This window comes from Weizmannia agrestimuris, assembly GCF_943193165.1.
GTDB classification, from domain to species: Bacteria; Bacillota; Bacilli; order Bacillales; family Bacillaceae_C; genus Weizmannia; species Weizmannia faecalis.
Genome location: NZ_CALPDC010000054.1, coordinates 1 through 18,310 on the forward strand (window position 1 = coordinate 1; position 18,310 = coordinate 18,310).

The 18,310-nt window shown below is 42.4% G+C and carries 19 protein-coding genes; 2 read left to right on the forward strand and 17 right to left on the reverse strand.

Annotated features, from left to right (window positions below):
* Positions 1–82 precede the first annotated feature (82 nt).
* On the forward strand, positions 83–1,471 hold the full coding sequence (locus NFR98_RS14075) for an L-cystine transporter (RefSeq protein WP_014097285.1): 1,389 nt from the start codon (positions 83–85) through the stop codon (positions 1,469–1,471).
* A 69-nt stretch (positions 1,472–1,540) separates the two neighbouring features.
* Here the strand turns inward: NFR98_RS14075 and NFR98_RS14080 are convergent, their stop codons facing one another.
* The 17 genes from NFR98_RS14080 to NFR98_RS14160 form a co-directional block, all read right to left on the reverse strand.
* The gene (locus NFR98_RS14080; protein WP_061577668.1) at positions 1,541–2,023 is read right to left on the reverse strand and encodes a DUF456 domain-containing protein; all 483 of its coding nucleotides are present in this window, start codon (positions 2,021–2,023) and stop codon (positions 1,541–1,543) included.
* 72 nt (positions 2,024–2,095) lie between these two features.
* Positions 2,096–3,556 carry a PH domain-containing protein gene (locus NFR98_RS14085; RefSeq protein WP_251460420.1) on the reverse strand — a complete coding sequence of 487 codons (1,461 nt, stop codon included), beginning with the start codon at positions 3,554–3,556 and terminating at the stop codon, positions 2,096–2,098.
* A gap of 162 nt (positions 3,557–3,718) precedes the next feature.
* Positions 3,719–4,840: an RNA-guided endonuclease InsQ/TnpB family protein gene (locus NFR98_RS14090; RefSeq protein ID WP_251460423.1), complete on the reverse strand. Its 1,122-nt coding sequence runs from the start codon at positions 4,838–4,840 to the stop codon at positions 3,719–3,721.
* A gap of 73 nt (positions 4,841–4,913) precedes the next feature.
* On the reverse strand, positions 4,914–5,411 hold the full coding sequence (locus NFR98_RS14095; protein WP_061087112.1) for a PH domain-containing protein: 498 nt from the start codon (positions 5,409–5,411) through the stop codon (positions 4,914–4,916).
* Between the two features lie 93 nt (positions 5,412–5,504).
* Positions 5,505–6,008 carry a kinase gene (locus NFR98_RS14100; RefSeq protein ID WP_061087092.1) on the reverse strand — a complete coding sequence of 168 codons (504 nt, stop codon included), beginning with the start codon at positions 6,006–6,008 and terminating at the stop codon, positions 5,505–5,507.
* Between the two features lie 20 nt (positions 6,009–6,028).
* The gene (locus NFR98_RS14105; RefSeq protein WP_251460425.1) at positions 6,029–6,235 is read right to left on the reverse strand and encodes a zinc ribbon domain-containing protein; all 207 of its coding nucleotides are present in this window, start codon (positions 6,233–6,235) and stop codon (positions 6,029–6,031) included.
* Positions 6,236–6,555: 320 nt separating this feature from the next.
* Positions 6,556–7,551: a tRNA dihydrouridine synthase gene (locus NFR98_RS14110; protein ID WP_251460428.1), complete on the reverse strand. Its 996-nt coding sequence runs from the start codon at positions 7,549–7,551 to the stop codon at positions 6,556–6,558.
* Between the two features lie 191 nt (positions 7,552–7,742).
* Positions 7,743–8,348 carry a LysE/ArgO family amino acid transporter gene (locus NFR98_RS14115; protein ID WP_061087095.1) on the reverse strand — a complete coding sequence of 202 codons (606 nt, stop codon included), beginning with the start codon at positions 8,346–8,348 and terminating at the stop codon, positions 7,743–7,745.
* 352 nt (positions 8,349–8,700) lie between these two features.
* Positions 8,701–10,479, reverse strand: a complete 1,779-nt coding sequence (locus NFR98_RS14120) for an ABC transporter ATP-binding protein (protein WP_251460431.1) — start codon at positions 10,477–10,479, stop codon at positions 8,701–8,703.
* Positions 10,479–11,078, reverse strand: a complete 600-nt coding sequence (locus NFR98_RS14125; protein ID WP_251460434.1) for a MarR family winged helix-turn-helix transcriptional regulator — start codon at positions 11,076–11,078, stop codon at positions 10,479–10,481. The genes NFR98_RS14120 and NFR98_RS14125 overlap by 1 nt, the downstream gene beginning before the upstream one ends.
* 456 nt (positions 11,079–11,534) lie before the next feature.
* On the reverse strand, positions 11,535–11,924 hold the full coding sequence (locus NFR98_RS14130; RefSeq protein ID WP_017551000.1) for an arsenate reductase ArsC: 390 nt from the start codon (positions 11,922–11,924) through the stop codon (positions 11,535–11,537).
* A 9-nt stretch (positions 11,925–11,933) separates the two neighbouring features.
* Positions 11,934–13,670 (reverse strand): arsenical pump-driving ATPase, encoded by a 1,737-nt coding sequence (gene arsA / locus NFR98_RS14135; RefSeq protein WP_046721801.1) that lies wholly within the window; start codon positions 13,668–13,670, stop codon positions 11,934–11,936.
* The gene (gene arsD / locus NFR98_RS14140; protein ID WP_017551002.1) at positions 13,671–14,066 is read right to left on the reverse strand and encodes an arsenite efflux transporter metallochaperone ArsD; all 396 of its coding nucleotides are present in this window, start codon (positions 14,064–14,066) and stop codon (positions 13,671–13,673) included. It lies immediately after the preceding gene.
* 15 nt (positions 14,067–14,081) lie between these two features.
* Positions 14,082–14,714, reverse strand: a complete 633-nt coding sequence (locus NFR98_RS14145) for a class I SAM-dependent methyltransferase (protein ID WP_034836703.1) — start codon at positions 14,712–14,714, stop codon at positions 14,082–14,084.
* A gap of 1 nt (position 14,715) precedes the next feature.
* Entirely contained in the window at positions 14,716–15,774 is a 1,059-nt protein-coding gene (gene arsB, locus NFR98_RS14150) for an ACR3 family arsenite efflux transporter (RefSeq protein ID WP_211062266.1), read from the reverse strand.
* Positions 15,771–16,316, reverse strand: coding sequence for a DUF2703 domain-containing protein (locus NFR98_RS14155; protein WP_017551005.1), 546 nt, complete (start codon positions 16,314–16,316; stop codon positions 15,771–15,773). The genes arsB and NFR98_RS14155 overlap by 4 nt, the downstream gene beginning before the upstream one ends.
* Positions 16,309–16,644: an ArsR/SmtB family transcription factor gene (locus NFR98_RS14160; protein WP_017551006.1), complete on the reverse strand. Its 336-nt coding sequence runs from the start codon at positions 16,642–16,644 to the stop codon at positions 16,309–16,311. The genes NFR98_RS14155 and NFR98_RS14160 overlap by 8 nt, the downstream gene beginning before the upstream one ends.
* A gap of 66 nt (positions 16,645–16,710) precedes the next feature.
* Between NFR98_RS14160 and NFR98_RS14165 the strand changes: the two genes are divergently transcribed.
* Positions 16,711–18,165, forward strand: coding sequence for a type I restriction enzyme subunit R domain-containing protein (locus tag NFR98_RS14165; RefSeq protein ID WP_211062265.1), 1,455 nt, complete (start codon positions 16,711–16,713; stop codon positions 18,163–18,165).
* The last annotated feature ends 145 nt before the right edge of the window (positions 18,166–18,310 follow it).

Sequence of the window (18,310 nt, forward strand, 5' to 3'; positions counted from 1 at the left end):
TTCACTTGTCAATGAGCAGCAGAATGAACTGGAAATTGACATCCACTTTGGATTTAAACTTATTATACGAGGAGGGGGAAAATTGAACATTTTATACATTATCATCAATCTGGCCGTCTTTATCATCCTGTTGGCCGGTTTGTATGCGATGCAAAGAAAACATGTTTCGTTTTCAAAACGCGTTTTCTCGGCATTAGGCATTGGTATCGTATTTGGCATTATCCTGCATTTCTTGTACGGCACCACGTCGTATGTGACCAACCATACGATCGACTGGCTGAATATTGTCGGCAGCGGCTATGTTTCGCTGTTGCAGATGGTCGTCATGCCGCTTGTCTCGATTTCCATTTTAGCGGCTTTTACGAAGCTGAAATTAACCAAAAACATAGGAAAAATCAGCTTTCTTGTACTCGCCATTTTACTTGGTACAACTGCGATTGCCGCTGCGCTCGGAATCGGATCCGCGCTTCTGTACGGGCTGGATGGCATCCACTTAACGCAGGGGACCGCTGAAGCCGCGCGAAATGCGGAACTAAAAACAAGCGTCGCCAGCGTAAAAGATATGACCATTCCGCAACAAATCGTTTCATTTCTGCCGAATAACCCGTTTGCGGATTTAACCGGCGCACGCCCGACTTCTACGATCGCGGTTGTGATCTTCTCCGCTATATTGGGGATGGCCTATCTCGGGGTAAAACGCAAACAACCTGAACAGGCGGAACATTTTGCAAAAATCGTTGATACTTTGTATACGATCGTGATGCGGGTGGTTACCCTTATTTTAAGATTAACACCCTATGGCGTACTTGCATTGATCACCAAAGTCACAGCCTCAAGCGACTATGGCGCCATTGTCAAACTGGCAAAGTTTGTTCTGGCTTCTTACACAGCGATTATCGTCATGTTCCTGGTTCATTTGCTGCTCATCAGCCTGGCAAAATTGAGCCCGGTACGATATGTGCAAAAGGCGCTGCCTGCACTCACTTTTGCCTTTACTTCCCGTTCCAGTGCTGGTACGCTGCCGCTCAACATTGAAACGCAAACGAAACGTTTCGGCATTTCGGAAGGGATCGCCAATTTTTCGGCTTCCTTTGGCCTATCCATTGGGCAAAACGGTTGCGCCGGTATTTATCCGGCAATGCTGGCCATCATGGTTGCTCCATCTGCCGGCATCAACCCGGCAAGCCCGTCTTTCATCATTACGCTGATCCTTGTTGTCGTTGTCAGCTCATTCGGCGTAGCGGGTGTCGGCGGGGGTGCCACTTTCGCATCGCTGATTGTATTGTCAGTGCTCAACCTGCCGATCGCGATTGTCGGCCTTCTGATCTCTGTTGAACCATTGATTGACATGGGCCGGACGGCATTAAATGTCAGCGGCGCCATGACTTCCGGTATTTTAACCGGCAAAATTACCGGTGAAATGGATAAAAAAATATATCAACAGGAAGATGCCGATCTTCTTGAAGCATAATAGAAAAAAGCTCCGTTAACGGGGCTTTTTTCTATTATGCAACCGGCTGTCGTGAAAACGGGAAATCCGTTAAAAAGCAACGGCTAAACTAAACCAAACGATCATGACGATCTGTATCAATACTTTGGCGATGCTGCTGCTCAGAAATCCAATGATCGTGGCAACGCCCACTTTTACAGCCTGGACGGGGTTTTTCGTCATCAGGATCTCCGTTATACATACACAAACAAACGGAACAAGGATAATCCCAAAAGGCGGAATGACAAAAGAGCCAACAATTGTCGCAACCGCAGCAACCCTTTCAGATATTTTGGACCCGCCGTATTTTTTTACAAAATATCCGTTTGCAATGATATCCGCAGCAATCAGAACGATGCTTAGGATGACCATGCTGATCCAAAACCAGACAGACAATGCATGCGGATTAATGAAAAACTGATAGACTGCAAATCCGGCCCACAGCATCACAATAGATGGAATGACGGGATAGATGATGCCTGCAAAACTTAAGATGAATAAAATCACAATGGCCGTCCAAAGGATAATCGTCAATCGGATCCCCCCTCTGCTCCCGGCATGTGCCGGGACTGCATGAAAACCGTGATCATATGAAGGCCAAAACAGTCATTCCACTTTAACTTCCTTTCCCCGCCCCATGTACCATTTGTAAAACATCCAGGCAAATTCGGCAGGAACATCCTTTACCCCGTTAAATTGAATCGGTTTTGCGCGATTGATCGTTTCAATGGAAGCAAGGCCCAGCCATTTTTGAAAAAAGTTCCGGGATACGCGCACTTCAATCACTTTTTCCCGCTTGGAAAGGAACAAAGAAGTCGTAAAAATGCCCGATTGCAACTGAATAAAACGGTCATTCAATACATATTTCGTATGTAAATAACCGATCCATCTTGCGACCAGTATCGATACGAACAGAAAAGCGGACAAAAGCCACCACGGAACACGCAAGCCGAAAATTTCCGGTTTCCAAAAATATAACACGACTGTGGCGATGATCCAAATCCAGCTCGGGGCAAACAGCCGGACCCATAAAGATTTCTTGGGGAGCTGCCTCATCTCCTGTGCCACTTCATAGTCCGGCAATATCTCGTTGATGATTTCGTACGCCCTTTTAACCGGCAAAAAAGGATACAGCGAGTTTAATTCAAGTTTCTCTCCTTCAAAGTCAAGCCTTCCTGCACTCGTCAGCTTGACTTCCGCCAGCCCGAGCAACCGTTTCAACAAAGACTGTTCCACTTCAACAGCCTGCACTTTATGCTTTTCGATAAAAAAAGACGTCTCTTCAATTACCCCTTTGGTAATATAAATCCGCTCTTCATCAGAGGAGATCTCATATTTCCCATACTTCAAAAAGGTCCGTGCCATGCCGAAAACCACCGCGGCGATGGCCACAAAAAGGACAATGCCCGATACAATCCACCAGGAACCGATTATATAAGAGAGCATCCCTTTCGCCGTTTTATCAATATCGACAATATCGTCCACATTCGAATAAAAAGAAAAAAATACCGGGATGACGGCAAGCGGACTTAAAGATGTAAAACTTGCTTTTAACGTATCTTTTCTCGTCGGTTTAAAATGGACCACCCGTTCCTTTTCTTCCGCATTTAGTTCAAACGTTTTACGCTTATCATTCTGCACGATGTCAATGATTTTTTCCGCTTCTTTCCGGGTGATCACTTCAAATAACACGGCCGCTTCATCCCCGGAGATACCCGTTTCAAAGCTGACAGAGGTGACATGAAAAATCCGGTGAAAAAAGGATGTATGGCGGTTAATGTTTTGGATTTTCGAAAAAGGAATCGTCCGTTCCGTTTTGTTGAATATGCCTTTATACAGATGAAAGGAGCGTTCATCCAGTGCATATTTATGTGTGTACCATTTCAAAAAATGATATACCATCACGATTGCAAAAAAGAGCAAAAACAAATATCTGCCATATGTAAGCACGGGAGAACGGGAACCGGCATTTACGATAAATAAGATAATGAAAAGGATGAAATAGCTTTTTATAAAATCACCGATACGAAACAAGATCAAAAGGGGATGGTACCGTTTTTTCTTCACGACTCCACCGTTGCCAAAAACTTATAAAAACCTATAAGCATTTGTTTAATTCCTTCTTCATCGTGTCCGATTTTGCCGAAGCTACTTTCGTTTGTCATAACACTCCAAAGGCGTAAATTCGGATACAACGACTCCTACACATCAACTGCACCTTGTAAGTGGTTAAGCAGTTAATTTATCATAATTAGCTAAATTGATAGCCGCATTTAGGTCTCTATCTATTTCATTTCCACATTCACATCGATAAACTCTATCAGAAAGTTTAAGGTCACGCTTCATCTTGCCACATGATGAACAAGTTTTCGATGACGGGAAGAAACGGTCGACTTTGACAAATTCAATACCATATTTCTCACATTTGTATTCCATTTGTCTAGTAAATTCGTAGAATCCTTGTTTGGCTATTGCTTTTGATAAATGACGATTTTTCATCATTCCAGTTACATTCAAGTCCTCCATTACAACTTTGCAAGGTTTGGTTTTCACGATTGCATTTGTTGTTTGATGAAGGTGATTTCTTCGAATGTTTGATAATCGTCTGTGTAAGAATCGTATTTGCTTTTCGGTTTTTATAATGTTGCTTGTTTTGACAAAACGGCTTCCCTCCTTATTTATTTCATATTTTCGAGAAACTCTTCTCTGCAACCTCCGAAGTCGTTTCTCAATCTTCTTTACTTCTACTGTTTTATTGATATTCTTAAAAACTTTTCCGTCAGAACATATAGCTAATGCTTTAATACCTAAATCAATGCCTACAACATGGCTGTTTAATTCAATCTCATTAATTTCTTGTTCCATTCCAACAGATATATACCAATACTTCCCATCGAAAGTTATTCTTGGATTATTATATTTTACATTCATTGGTAATTGTTCTGAAGTTTTAACCCATCCAACTTTTTCAATTAAAACCAAGGAATTCTTAACTTTTAATTTCACATTATCATTATAGAATGACGGTTTACTTTTCTTTCTTGATTTAAATTTAGGGTATTTACTTACACCTTTAAAAAACCTTTTATATGCTTGGCAGGCATCTTTTACAGCTTGTTTAGCAACGTTATTCGATACATCATTTAACCATTTAAAATCCTCTTGTTTCCTTAACTGTGTAATTTCTTTTCTTAGTACATTATCAGATAAAAATTTATTTCCTTGTTTATAATTTTCATTTTGTCTATCAAGTGTCCAATTGTATACCCATCGAGCAGTTCCTGCTGATTTCCATAATTGTTTTTCTTGATATTCATCTGGTTTAAGTCTTATCTTTTTTGTTAAAAACATCATCCTTTCACTCCTTGCTAATTGAAAATGTGTAATAAGTCAATAGTTATTTATAAATGTTTATAATTTTATTTTAGCAGTCCCTCACCTCCCTGATTTTTGCATAACGCGCAATTCGGTTTCTTAACGCAATGGCCTCCTCTTTAGGCAGAGCCGGAATGGTATGGGACGTCCCCATGGTGTCCACAGTCACGGAACAGAGCCTGTATTTCTTTAAAATGGGCCCTTGTTCGGTTGCAACCGATTGGATTTTGGTCATCGGAACCAAAGAATGTTTCTCGTTCAGCACACCCAATTTCATTTGTAAAAATTCTTCGTTCACATCGTAACGCCAATTTTTATAGCGAAAATACGAACTTATCCATGACCAGATCATACTGCCTATATCCAACACGAGTAAACCGTATAATATCCAGCCGATCCATGCCGGCCAGGCAAAGCGATGGTCGAGATAAAGCAACACGGCGAGAACCACAACCCCTGCTCCGACCTCCAGCGTCTCACGTATGATCCAAACCTTTATTGCATCTTTGGATAATGTTTGTCGAGGTTCATTTATATCTGAATACATTCCATCACCTTTAAACATGTTTTCTTCATTTCAATTCCTGGCAAGAGATATGGCTTTTCGCTTTTCCCATGCAGCATATTCCGATATACAAAATTAAAGATCAATTTCCAGTTGATCCGCCATCAGTTTTATGATTTCATCCTGTGACATTTCATTTGTTAACATGGTTTCCCCTTTCACCCCGAGTTCGTCTCTCGGATTCCACCAGGCGCGCAAAGCTTCTTCTCCAAATTCCGTTTTTTTCAAACGCATATTATGGCGTCTGACTGTTTCCCAAAACGTTAAGCGAAAATAATAAATATACGCCTTTGGATGGTAGAATTTCATTAAACGGGACAACATTTCCCCGTAACGGTTTTTGTTTAAAATGCCTTCGACAATCACAAATCTGCATTTTCCTTTGCCATATTCCGCAATTTGGCGAATGAGCTCAATAGAGAGGTTTCCTTCTTTGTCCGGCACCTTTAACATTTCACGCCGGACAGTATCTTGTGAGACAAGAAGCGTTCCCGGCCCCAAATGGCTTTGAAGCCTTTTGGCGATCGTTGTTTTTCCGCTTCCGGAGTTTCCCCGTATGATAATCAGCTTCGTTTCCAATTATAAGCACCTCCCCGGATTTAGCCCCCGAAGAATAAGTCCAGAATATTAGAGGCGGTGGAAGTTTGTTTATGATAGAACTCCGAATAACCGCAGTTTTTGCAATACACGACAATGAACGTATTGGTCTGGACATCAAATAATTTTGACAGGCCTGTCCCCGTCATTGCCACTTCTTTTTTCCCCGCATGCTTAGACCCGCACTTCACGCACCCTTTCTCAGACATGGCGCTTCCCCCTCCTTATCATTGTTATTTTTTTATACGGGCGGCAGCGGAAAAAGTTTCAGGCATTTCAACTGCATAAGGGGCAGCAGGGATTTCTGATCCGCCAAAACGGCTGAAAACCCGGAACGATGGGTTTCTTTTCTGCGGGAGCCGTTTCAACGGCTGAATCATATGCCGGTGCGGGTGCCGCGGCAGATGGAAAGAGCCGGGTGTATTGGCCTCCGGGGCTTTCCTGCCGTTTGGCACAGCCGCGCATCTATTGCGATGAAAAGGATATAAAAACCGGGCTGTTTTTGTATCGGGGGTATTCAAGGGGAATGCTATACCGTTTCCCCCTCCATCTGTTTTGTTTCAAAGTGATCAAGCAAGGTGCGCACTTCATCTGTTGAATCTGTGCTCATTAGTTGGTTTCGCAACTCGCTCGCTCCCCGGAAGCCTTTGACATAAATCTTAAAAAAGCGGCGAAGCGGTGGAAACGGGCGCGGCTCCAGTTCTGTTGAATATTTGTCAAAGAGATCCAGATGCAGTCTTAAAAGATCAAGCAATTCCTTGCTGTTGTGCTCTTTCGGCTCTTTTTCAAAGGCAAACGGATTTTTAAAAATGCCGCGCCCGATCATAATCCCATCGACACCGTACTGGCGGGCTAATCTAAGGCCGGTTTGGCGGTCAGGGATATCCCCATTAATGGTCAAAAGGGTATCCGGTGCCACCTCATCACGCAGTTTTTTGATCTCCGGAATGAGTTCCCAATGGGCGTCCACTTTGCTCATTTCCTTTCTTGTCCGCAAATGGATGGAAAGGTTCACGATGTCCTGTTTCAATATGTGCGTAAGCCAGTCCCACCATTCCTCCACATACGTATAACCAAGCCTCGTCTTTACACTCACAGGTAATCCGCCTGCTTTTGCGGCTTGGATAAGTTCAGCAGCAACATCCGGACGGCGGATCAGACCGCTTCCCTTCCCTTTTGTTGCCACATTCGGCACAGGGCAGCCCATATTGATATCAACACCGCTGAACCCGAGTTTTGCCATACCCATACTCATTTGCCGGAAATATTCGGGCTTGTCCCCCCATATATGGGCCACAATCGGCTGCTCATCCGCCGTAAACGCCAAGCGGCCGCGCACACTTTGGTTCCCCTCGGGGTGGCAATAACTTTCCGTGTTTGTAAACTCTGTAAAAAACACATCCGGCCTGCCCGCTTTACTTACAACATGGCGAAAGACAACATCTGTCACATCTTCCATTGGTGCCAGTATAAAAAATGGCCGTGGTAAATCACGCCAAAAATTTTCTTTCATAATAAAAATCATAACCTCCCCTGTCTGGTACCGGGCCAAACGTCCAACACAAAAAAATTTTAACCTCTTTTACACTTATAACATGGTTCGGTCCTTTTTATCAAACGGGATATTATTTTTGAATGTTGTCAAATCAAAGCGGGCGATCGTGAAAGCCACACCTGGGGATGGAAAAAACCATGCCGTTTTACAGCAACGCCGCCTTAAACCAATGATTGAACAATATAAACCGCCATCCCCCACATGATGACTGCAGAAACTTTGTTTATGAAGCGTAAAAATCTCCCTGACTGGCCTAATCTCCCAATCCCTCTTCCCGCAATCGCCAATCCTGTGAACCAGATCCACGAAACAAGCATACAGGCAATGGAGAAAGCCGCTTTTTCCACCCCTACATAGTTTAAAGAACTTGTTCCAATTACCCCGATGGTATCCAATATCGCATGAGGATTCAATAAGGAAACCGATGCGGCAAAAAGGATTTGTTTTTTCGCATTGAATAAGCCATCTCCATTTTGAACTGCCGGTTTGCTCCTCCATGTCGCAATGCCCATATAAACTAGAAAGCAAATCCCCGCGGACATAAATACTGCTTTTAGCCAAACAAATTCCAATACAACAACAGAAACACCAAAAACAGCCAAAGCAATTAAAACCATATCGCAAACAGAGGCGGTAATAATGGCAGGCAATGCTTTCAAAAAGGAAGGCTGGACGGCCCCTTGGTTAAAGACAAATACATTTTGCCCCCCGAGCGGCAAGATAAGCCCCAAAGCTAAAATAAACCCGTGAACAAACGCTGCTGACACGATGATCTCTCCCTGTTTTTTCTTATTATCTTACCGGGAAGAAGCCATTTGGTCTCCATCCAAATGGTTGGAAAATGAGCCAACCAAATAGTATGATCACCTGAATCCGTGACGAAATTTCCGCTTAAAGGCAAACAAATCGCATAAAATTTAGTATAATTGGTATATCAGACAAATTAAATTCATTCCACATTCAGGTGATCTAGGGAAATTTTTACATACTGAATCACTAAAAGTGCATTTATCGAATAGTCGGACACCACTATATCCTTACTCTTGGGAATCTACCTATTAACGGCGTTTGTTATATTTTCGTCACGGATTCAGGTTACACTGTATCGTGAATACTTCTTTACATAGCCGGTGTGTCTACCTTAAATTGTTCAGCCACGTATTTTGCATACGTTTCATGCGTACGTACCAATTCATCATGTGTACCTGATCCTGTGACTTGACCTTTTTCAATAAAGTAAATCTTATCGCTGTCCACAATGGTTGCCAAGCGGTGGGCGATGACTAAAGTCGTACGACCTTTCATCAAGTTTGTTAAGGCTTCTTGGACTTTCATCTCTGACTCACTATCAAGACTGGCAGTGGCTTCATCCAGCATTAAAATCTTGGGGTTGCGCAAGAAGGCCCGGGCAATGGCAATACGCTGACGCTGGCCGCCGGAGATTTTCACGCCGCGTTCCCCCACTTCTGTTTCAAGCTTGTCAGGCATTTCTTCAACAAATTTGCGTGCAAAGGCTAAATCTAAAACGTTCCAAAGTTGTTCATCCGTAAATGTACCATCTAATCCGTAAGTCAAATTGTCACGGATTGTACCGGCCATAATCGCAGAATCCTGTGAAACGTATCCGATTTGGCTGCGGTAATTTGTTAAATTGATCTCTTCAATCTTCACATCTCCAAATTTGATTGATCCGCTTGTAGGTGCATAGAAACGTTCAAGCAAACTAAAGATTGTCGATTTGCCACCGCCGGAAGGACCTGCAAAAGCAATGATTTCATTTGGATTTGCCGTAAAGGATACATCTTTCAGAATGGGTTCATCCGGCGCATCTTCGTAGGCAAAATCCACATGTTCCACTGATAAGGTTTTACCAGCCAAATCCAATTCAATGCCTTTCGTAAAATCTTCCGGCTTTTCAGCAAGCAATTCTTGTACACGGCGCGTTGAACCGGCAGCCTTTGCCATTTCTGAAAATAGGGTTGCAATGACCGGCATGGCCCCAATCAAGTTAAACAAATACATCAAGAAGCTCATTAATATGCCGATTTGCATTTCACCAATTGCAATCCGGTGCATCCCATAAGCAAGAAGCCCAAACACCATACTCATAAATACCATCATCATGATGGGTTGCATCGTTGCATCAAAGACCGCTTCTTTTTTTCCAACTTTAAACAATTTATTTATTTCTTTATTGGCACGAACTTGTGCTTGCTTTTCTGCATTTGAAGTTTTTACCAATCGGATTTCACTTAATGTTTCACTCGCAATCCCATTAAATTGAGCCATTGCCTCTTGACGGATATGTCCTATTTTCGTTCCAAATGCCATGATTGGTATCATGAGGATCACGACGACCGGCACCGCTACAATCATGGCTGCAGTCATGTGCCAGTCCATCTTGAACATCATGTATACTGTCCCAATAACTGTAATAATGCTCGCTAATGTTTGCGGGAATGTTACAGCCAGCAATTGTTTGACTTGCGCTGTATCATTTACCAGACGGCTTGAAATTTCACCAGCCTTGACAGTGTCAAAATAGCTCACTTTCAAAGTGGTTAACTTTTGCCACAAGCTTTTCCGCAAGTTTTGGATTACATTTTCTCCAAAAATCCCCAAAACTGTTCCGCCAACTGCAGAAACAATGGCTGAAGTGACAAATAGTGCTACGACTTTCCCTAATAACCCATAGTCAATTCCTTTTGAAAAATGATTGACAAGGGATGACGCTAATTTTGGCACATAAATTTGTATACCGGATGAAACAACCAGCAATAAGACACCCATTGCCAGCAAAAGATATTTCGGTTGCGTCGTTTTGATGAGTTTCATAAATTGTCCAATTGAAAATTTGGTTTGATCTTTACGGACTGAACCATTGAATCCACTTTCCATTATCTTTCACGTCCTTTCTTCCAGCCATCGAATCCGCCGCCCATGAATCCGCGGCCGCCGAAGCCGCCAAACCCGCTGCGCTCTAGCATTTGTTCCCGTGCACGGCCGAAACGGGCACTCATTTTCCCAAAAAGTTCCCAGCGTTTATCATTGCTGAAGACTTCGTGGAGCTTATCATGAAATGCTTCGCTTGAAATATTGGAAACCATGCGTTCAAGATATTGATCCAACATTTCAAGCTCATCCTCTGCAAACCCCTGGAAGAGGACATCTTTTAGTGTAGTTGAAATTGAACTGCGCTCTTTTAAGCTTTCACGGCCTTTATCCGTCATTTTTACAATCGTTACACGGGAATCTTGTTCGGATTTTTCACGCCGGGCAGTGCCGGCTTCTTCAAGTTTCTTGATAATTTGCGTTACACTTGACGGCTTAATATCAAGCACTTCAGAAATGCGGCCCGCTGTCACATTTTCTTCCGCTGCCAACAGCTTCAGCGTTTCAAAAGCATTATCTGTTTTTTCTTCTACTGCATTTACAAAGATGAGAAATGGCTGGTGCGTAATTTCCAATAATTTATCCAGAATTTCATCTTTTTTCATTTTAAAACCTCCAAAATTATTTGTTTAGTTTTTATTTCCTTTGACAAACTAAATGATATACCGGATTATTTTGTTTGTCAAGATAAAAACTAAGTAAAAAATAGGAGGGGGGACGGAGAAAAAACCATCGAGATAATGCAGGAATGATAGCGGCTGGACAGAAAAAAGCCCTGAACTCGGGAATCTTAGTGATCCCGAAAACAGGGCCTGTTGGCTAAAAGTTTATGATGTGTCGTAAATGTTTAATTGGCGGTCACAATTTCAGCTCCAGATTCGCCACACACTCCACATGGCTCGAGTTGATAGAATTGATGTCTGTTGGCCATTTTAGAAACCATCTGTACGTGGAAACATGTCAATGGGTTTTTCGGCCATTTTTGAAAAACCGTCGTACGAGGAAACATGTCAATTAACAATAACGCCAACCACTGAATGTGCAATTGGCATTAATTAATTTTATGTCAGTTTCTTCTTCAATTCAATTATTCGGGCTTCAATTATTGAAATAACTTTTTTAAATTCCTCATCACTCTTACCCGTAGGATCATCCAGTCCCCAATCCTCTCTATGCTTGCAGGGAAGGTAAGGGCATTCCACATTGCATCCCATTGTAATAACAATATCTACCTGCGGGATATCATCAAGTAACTTTGGATATTGGGTTTTCTCCATATCTATACCATAAAGCTCTTTCATTAGACGCACAGCATCCTGATTAATTTGGGGTTTTGTTTCTGTGCCAGCAGAATAGCTTTCAAATACATCTCCTGCTAAATGTTTGCCCAATGCCTCAGCTATTTGGCTTCGACATGAATTATGAACACAAATAAATGCAACCTTTATCATTTACTCTCCTTACAGCGCCAATAAGCGTTCACCCTTGATATCTTCAGGACTCCATGAAATCAGTGCGAACTTTCCATTTGCATGTTCATTGATGCGGTTGAGCCATTCTATTTCGCCAGTTGCCTTAGCCATCAGTATGGGATTTGTCGTATCCGTGCCGTAAAGTGACTGATTGACCACCCACCACTTAGCGGCGATACCCGCGCGCTTTAAATCATCTTCAAGACGGAGAGCCTCATAAACGGGAGTCGCTTCCGGTAGGGTTACAATAATGACCTCGGTTTCGTCTGATTTCAACCGCGGCAACAATCGCGCCACCGATTCGGGTATCTCGCCCTTAGTACGTTCTATTTCGTGATTATAACTCTTTGTGGACTCCAACAGGAGCAGGGTATGACCTGTGGGAGCAGTATCAACAACTACAACCTGATCGTCTGCCATGTCAACTAATTCCGCAAATGCACGGAAAACAGCTATCTCCTGTGTACAGGGTGAGCGAAGATCTTCTTCGATATAGGCAATATCCTCGTCGCTCATACCAGAAGCGCGTGCCTTGGAGAGCACCTCTTGCTGATACTTTTTAAGCTCCTTAGCTTCATCAATATGGCTCATAGATATACCACTTGTTTCGTCTATCACAAATTTAAAATGCGCAGCCGGGTCAGTAGTGGTAAGGTTGACTTTCTTTCCTCGATTTGCAAGTCCTAACGCAACAGCAGCCGCAACGGTGGTCTTGCCTACACCGCCCTTACCCATCGTAAATATGACGCGCTTGCCTTCTGCTGCTAATTCATCTATCACATCGCTGAGCGAAGGAATATGGTCAGTATTCAATTTTCGCGGCTCAGTAGGGACATAGTCGGTAGTAAGTAAAGCACGCACATTTTCCAAACCAGTGACATTATACGAGCGTAAAGGTACTATATAGATTGGAAACGCCTTTAAGGCTTTCGGCATATTAGATATAGCTGCCTGCTGTTTTTCGTAAAGGCTGTTTGATAGAGCGTCTGTATGCTCCATCAATAATCCATTGATAACCAGCATCTGATTGTTAACACCTAACGCAAACAATTCATTGGAAGCACGTTCAGCTTCTTTAAATGGTGCAGTTTCCGGTCTGGTAACAAGTATTAATGTAGTCTGACTGCCATCCGACAATGTTTCCACAGCTTGCTGATAAATCGATTTTTTGCTCTCTAAACCTGATAGTTGACCGAGGCAGGATGCGCCATGCGTGCTTTCACTTATGAACCTGCTCCAAGCAGAAGGAAGCTGAAGCATTCGTAGGGTATGGCCAGTAGGAGCAGTATCAAAAATAATATGATCGTACTCCTTCTGAACCTTTTCGTCTGTTATGAAATTAGAGAACTCGTTGAATGCTGCTATTTCTATGGTGCATGAGCCAGAAAGCTGCTCCTCTATATTTGCGATAACAGAAGCTGGCAACTTACCCCGATAAGGCGCGATTACGCTTTCCCGATACTCAGCTGCGGCCTGTATAGGGTCGAGGTTAGCCACATATAGATTAGGCACACCGGGGATAGGCGTACCTTTGTTGCTCAATTCAATCGAGAACACGTCTTGGAGGTTGGAAGCCGGGTCGGTACTGATGAGCAGCACACGTTTGCCTTTGTCTGCGAGAGAAACGGCGGTGGCACAGGCGACGCTGGTTTTACCAACGCCACCCTTGCCGGTATAGAAAAGATATTTCGTTAAATGGATGTTTTGCGGATCGAATTTATTCACTTAACAGCAACCTCCCTTACAATTACATCCCCCAGAATTTTTCTTAGAAACCTTCACCTTGACGGACGTGCTCTTCACTCCCAACACATCTCCGGGAAGATCAAGCAGCTTGGTGAACTCTTCATTGGTAGGGTAGCGGCCAGTAATAACAATCTCATCATCAACCATAACTACCGGTAATCCCTCTGTTCCTTTTTCATTGATATAGGCATTGATGGTCTTATTTTTGATAAATTCAGCAGGTGCACTGTTAAGGTTGAAGCGATCAACAATTACACCATGTTTTTTTAACGTATCAAGCACTGTAGAGATACGCAAAAGTTCAGGGTCTACTCCCACGCCACAGAGTCCGGTTGGGCAGCACATCGCAGGTTCAAATATTTTCATTTTTTTCATGAAGAACAACTCCTTTTATATAGATGATTTTTCAGCTGAAGCAATAAAGATGTTAATTGCGGCACTACTGCAGGATTCACAGGAATCGCAGCAGCATTGTTCATTCAAGTCTTCAATTTTTATATTGGACAAGTTCGCTTCGGTAAACCATTTTCTGATATCCGAGCGTTCAAAGCCAAGCCAGACATCAAACTGTTCTTTGCGTAAAAACTCATAATCATGCCGGTCCAGATCAGCAATCACTAATTTACCACCGGGCTTCAGTATGCGTGTCATCTCTGAAATCGCCTGACCCGGATTTTCAACATGATGCAAGAACATATTTGCCATCACATAATCGACGCTGTCACTTTCCAGAGGAAGCGAATATGCATCCGCCTGTAAGCAGACGATCTCACCGACAGAACTGTATTTCTGCTTTAATACATCAAGCATTTCCTGCGACTGGTCGATTGCTACTACGCGAAGCTTTCTGTTAAGCAGTTCCTGCGTTACAAAGCCGGTACCTGCGCCGACATCAACAGCAGTCAAACCTTCTTTTGCCTGTGCAGCCTCGCACATTTTCTCCCGGATACTGTCGGAGAAAAAAGATTGTCTTATTTCATCCCACTCGTTTGATATTCGGTCAAAATATTCTTTACTCTTCATATTAAACACTCCTTTCCGCAGGGAACCAGTGCCTTGTATTATTCGCTATCTTCACTAATATCAACATAACAGGTACTTCCGTCAGAACCCCTACAATGGTGGCAAGTGCAGCCGGACTTTGTGTTCCAAATAATGAAATCGCGACGGCAACTGCCAGTTCAAAAAAGTTTGAGGCACCAATCATACCGGCAGGCGCTGCTATCTCATGGGGCAGTTTTATAGCCTTGCTTGCCAGGTATGCAATGAAAAAGACTAGGAAAGTCTGAAGAATCAACGGTATGGCAATCAAAACAATATGCAGTGGATTATTCAGAATTACATCGCCCTGGAATGAAAAGATTATTATTAATGTCAGCAATAGACCTATGGTCGTGATATTTCCTAACTTCGGTATGAAACTCTTTTCAAAATACTCGGGACCACGCTTTTTTGTGATGGTATTACGGGTGATTATTCCGCCGGCCAGCGGGATAACAACAAACAATACTACGGACAAAATAAGAGTGTCCCAAGGTATGGTGACACCGCCAACACCCAGAAGAAACGCAACTATGGGTGTGAAAGCGAAGAGGATGATAATATCATTTGTTGCCACCTGCACAACGGTATAAGCCGCGTTGCCACGGGTCAAATAACTCCATACAAATACCATTGCTGTACACGGTGCCGCTCCGAGAAGTATTGCGCCCGCAAGATAGTCTTTCGCAAGGTCTGAGGGGATAAAGGCCTTGAAAATGACGAAGAAAAACAGCCACGCGATGCCGAACATGGTAAAAGGCTTTATCAGCCAGTTGGTTATCCATGTAACAAAAAGCCCCTTAGGATTTTTCCCAACATTTTTAATGCTTTGAAAATCCACCTTCAGCATCATCGGATATATCATAAGCCAGATTAGAATCGCCATAGGTATTGATACGTTCGCGTATTCAAAACGTCCCAAAAATGCCGGGATTCCGGGCAAAAACTTTCCGATCAGGACACCTACCGCCATGCAAAGAAGGACCCAAACCGTTAAGTATTTTTCGAAGAAACCGATTCCTTGTGTTTTCTCTTTGCTCATAGCGTATTACCGCCTTTTTTTTGAAGTTCAGCTTCATCCTTGTGCGCCTTGGCTTTAAAATATGTGTCAAGATTCTCAGGAAGCTGATAGACTTCGTTCTTTGACTCACGTTTCTCAGTGTTGTATACCTCGCGCAGGATGGCATCTACAATCAATTCTTTTGAAGGTGAAGTATACTCGACACCGTTATATACCCACACACGGCAGTCAACATTATCTCCGCAAAGGGTTCCACAATCCTCACAAAGTGATTCTCTAAGTTCTACTGCGATGTCATTTCCATTCACGCGGATAGTCGGCGAACTGATAAACTGATACTTTATCGCCAACTCCTTCGTTGCAATATTTACTTTATTTACCTTAACTTCATATCCCGCCGCATTAAGCACCACGGCCACGCTGGAAACTGCTTCATCCAGTGCTTTTTCTGTGTCCTGGCATCTACCGCAAACGGTCGTATCCAGATACAGAAAATCTATGTTGATCGGTTTTTTCGGCTGCGGCTGGCAACAGTTATCGGAAGAACAACAACATTTACTCATTTTCATTACACTCCTTACAATAGTTTGAGTTATCTCTGCAAATACAGTTTTCCTTGTTGGAAGTGATAGCACAGAAAAACTGTTTTGTTTTACTGATGGTTTCATCATCCAGCGAATAGTACGTCCATTTACCTTCTTCTCGCGCTTTTACAATCCCACATTCACACAGGATTTTCATGTGATGAGAAAGTGTGGATTGGGACATTTCAAATTTCTCCAGAATATTGCAGGCACAAAGTTCCCCGCAGGAAAGCATATCTACAATCATTGCTCTTTTGGGTTCTCCCAACGCTTTAAACACTTTCGTGTTCTCCAAGTAGTAGTCCATAACATCACCCCAAATCTAAAAACTTCGATATGATATATCATATGCGTCAAATCGAAAAATGTCAATTTGATATATGAATTTAAAATACATATTATCAAAACTATAGAGGACGATCCGCTTTTCGATAAAAAACGTGCGCAAAGCCGCCTTAAGTATTTCGTTGAAACGAATGAATATGCTATCCAAGAAAAGGCAAATATCATGGTGGAACATTTCCACACGGATGTACAAATGAAAATCGGCGGGCAAGCCAGAGCTATGGTTGTCACCAGTGAAATTAAACGAGCTATCGAATACTACCACGCAATAAACCGTTCTTTAAAAGAGCGCAAAAGTCAATACAAGGCTATAGTCGCATTTTCTGGAGATGTCGTTTGGGAAGGTCAAACGGTAAACGAAGCAACACTCAATGGTTTTCCGAGTGCAAAAATAGAAAAAACATTCAAAAAAGATCCTTATCGCTTTTTGATTGTTGCTGATAAATTCCAGACAGGTTATGATGAACCACTGTTACATACCATGTATGTAGACAAAAAACTTGCCGATATCAAAGCTGTACAGACACTGTCTAGGCTTAATCGTTGCTATAACGGTAAGAACGATACATTTATTTTAGACTTTGCGAATAATCCAGAAGACATTAAAAAGGCATTTGAAAGGTATTATAAGACTACTATTCTTTCTGGTGAAACAGACGCAAACAAATTAAATGATTTGATCGATGAAATGGAGCCTTTACAAGTTTATACGAAACAGCAAGTCGATACCTTTGTAGAATTATATTTAAATAACGCTGAGAGAGAAAAACTCGACCCAATTCTTGATACTTGTGTAGAAAATTATAAAGACCTAGAAATGGAGGAGCAGATCTTATTCAAAAGCAGTGCTAAGACCTTTGTCTGCACTTATAACTTCCTATCCGCTATATTGCCATACGGCTCTGTGGATTGGGAGAAGTTATCCATATTTTTAAATCTTCTTGTAAATAAACTACCGAGACCAAACAATGGAGACGACTTAGCAGAGGGCATTTTGGAAAGTGTCGATCTAGAAAGCTACCGCGTAGTTGCACAGGAAACTATGTCGATTTCTCTTGCGGACGAAAATGCAGAAATTGACCCAATACCAGTAAGCACAGATGTGGGTATCCCCGTACCGGAACTGGATACATTAACGCATATACTTGAAACTTTCCATGATATATGGGGTGACTGTGATTGGACAGATGAAGATAGAATCAGACGTCAAGTTGCAGATTTGCCAGATATCGTTAGCCGGGACGAAGCATATCAAAACGCTATGAAGTACTCCGATGCTCAAAATGCACGTGACGAAAGTGATCGTGCTACGATAGAGGCTATTATGAACACAATCTCAACAGGCATGGAGCTATATGAAGCTTTTGAAAGCGACAAACGAAACAAAAATAATCAGTCTTTCAAAAAGTGGTTGTTAGATATGGTCTTTAATGCAACATACAAACCAGGCACTCATAAAGATCAGCCGAGGGTGGATGGATAAGGGAAGGAACTTCAAGAAGATAACCAAACATAAATTATACATCAATCCTGTCAACTCAACCCCTATAAAAACAGTTCTGAAGAGTAAATTCATCAATTTTTAGATGTTTTATGATAAAATGACTTATCCACATTTAGAAAATTTT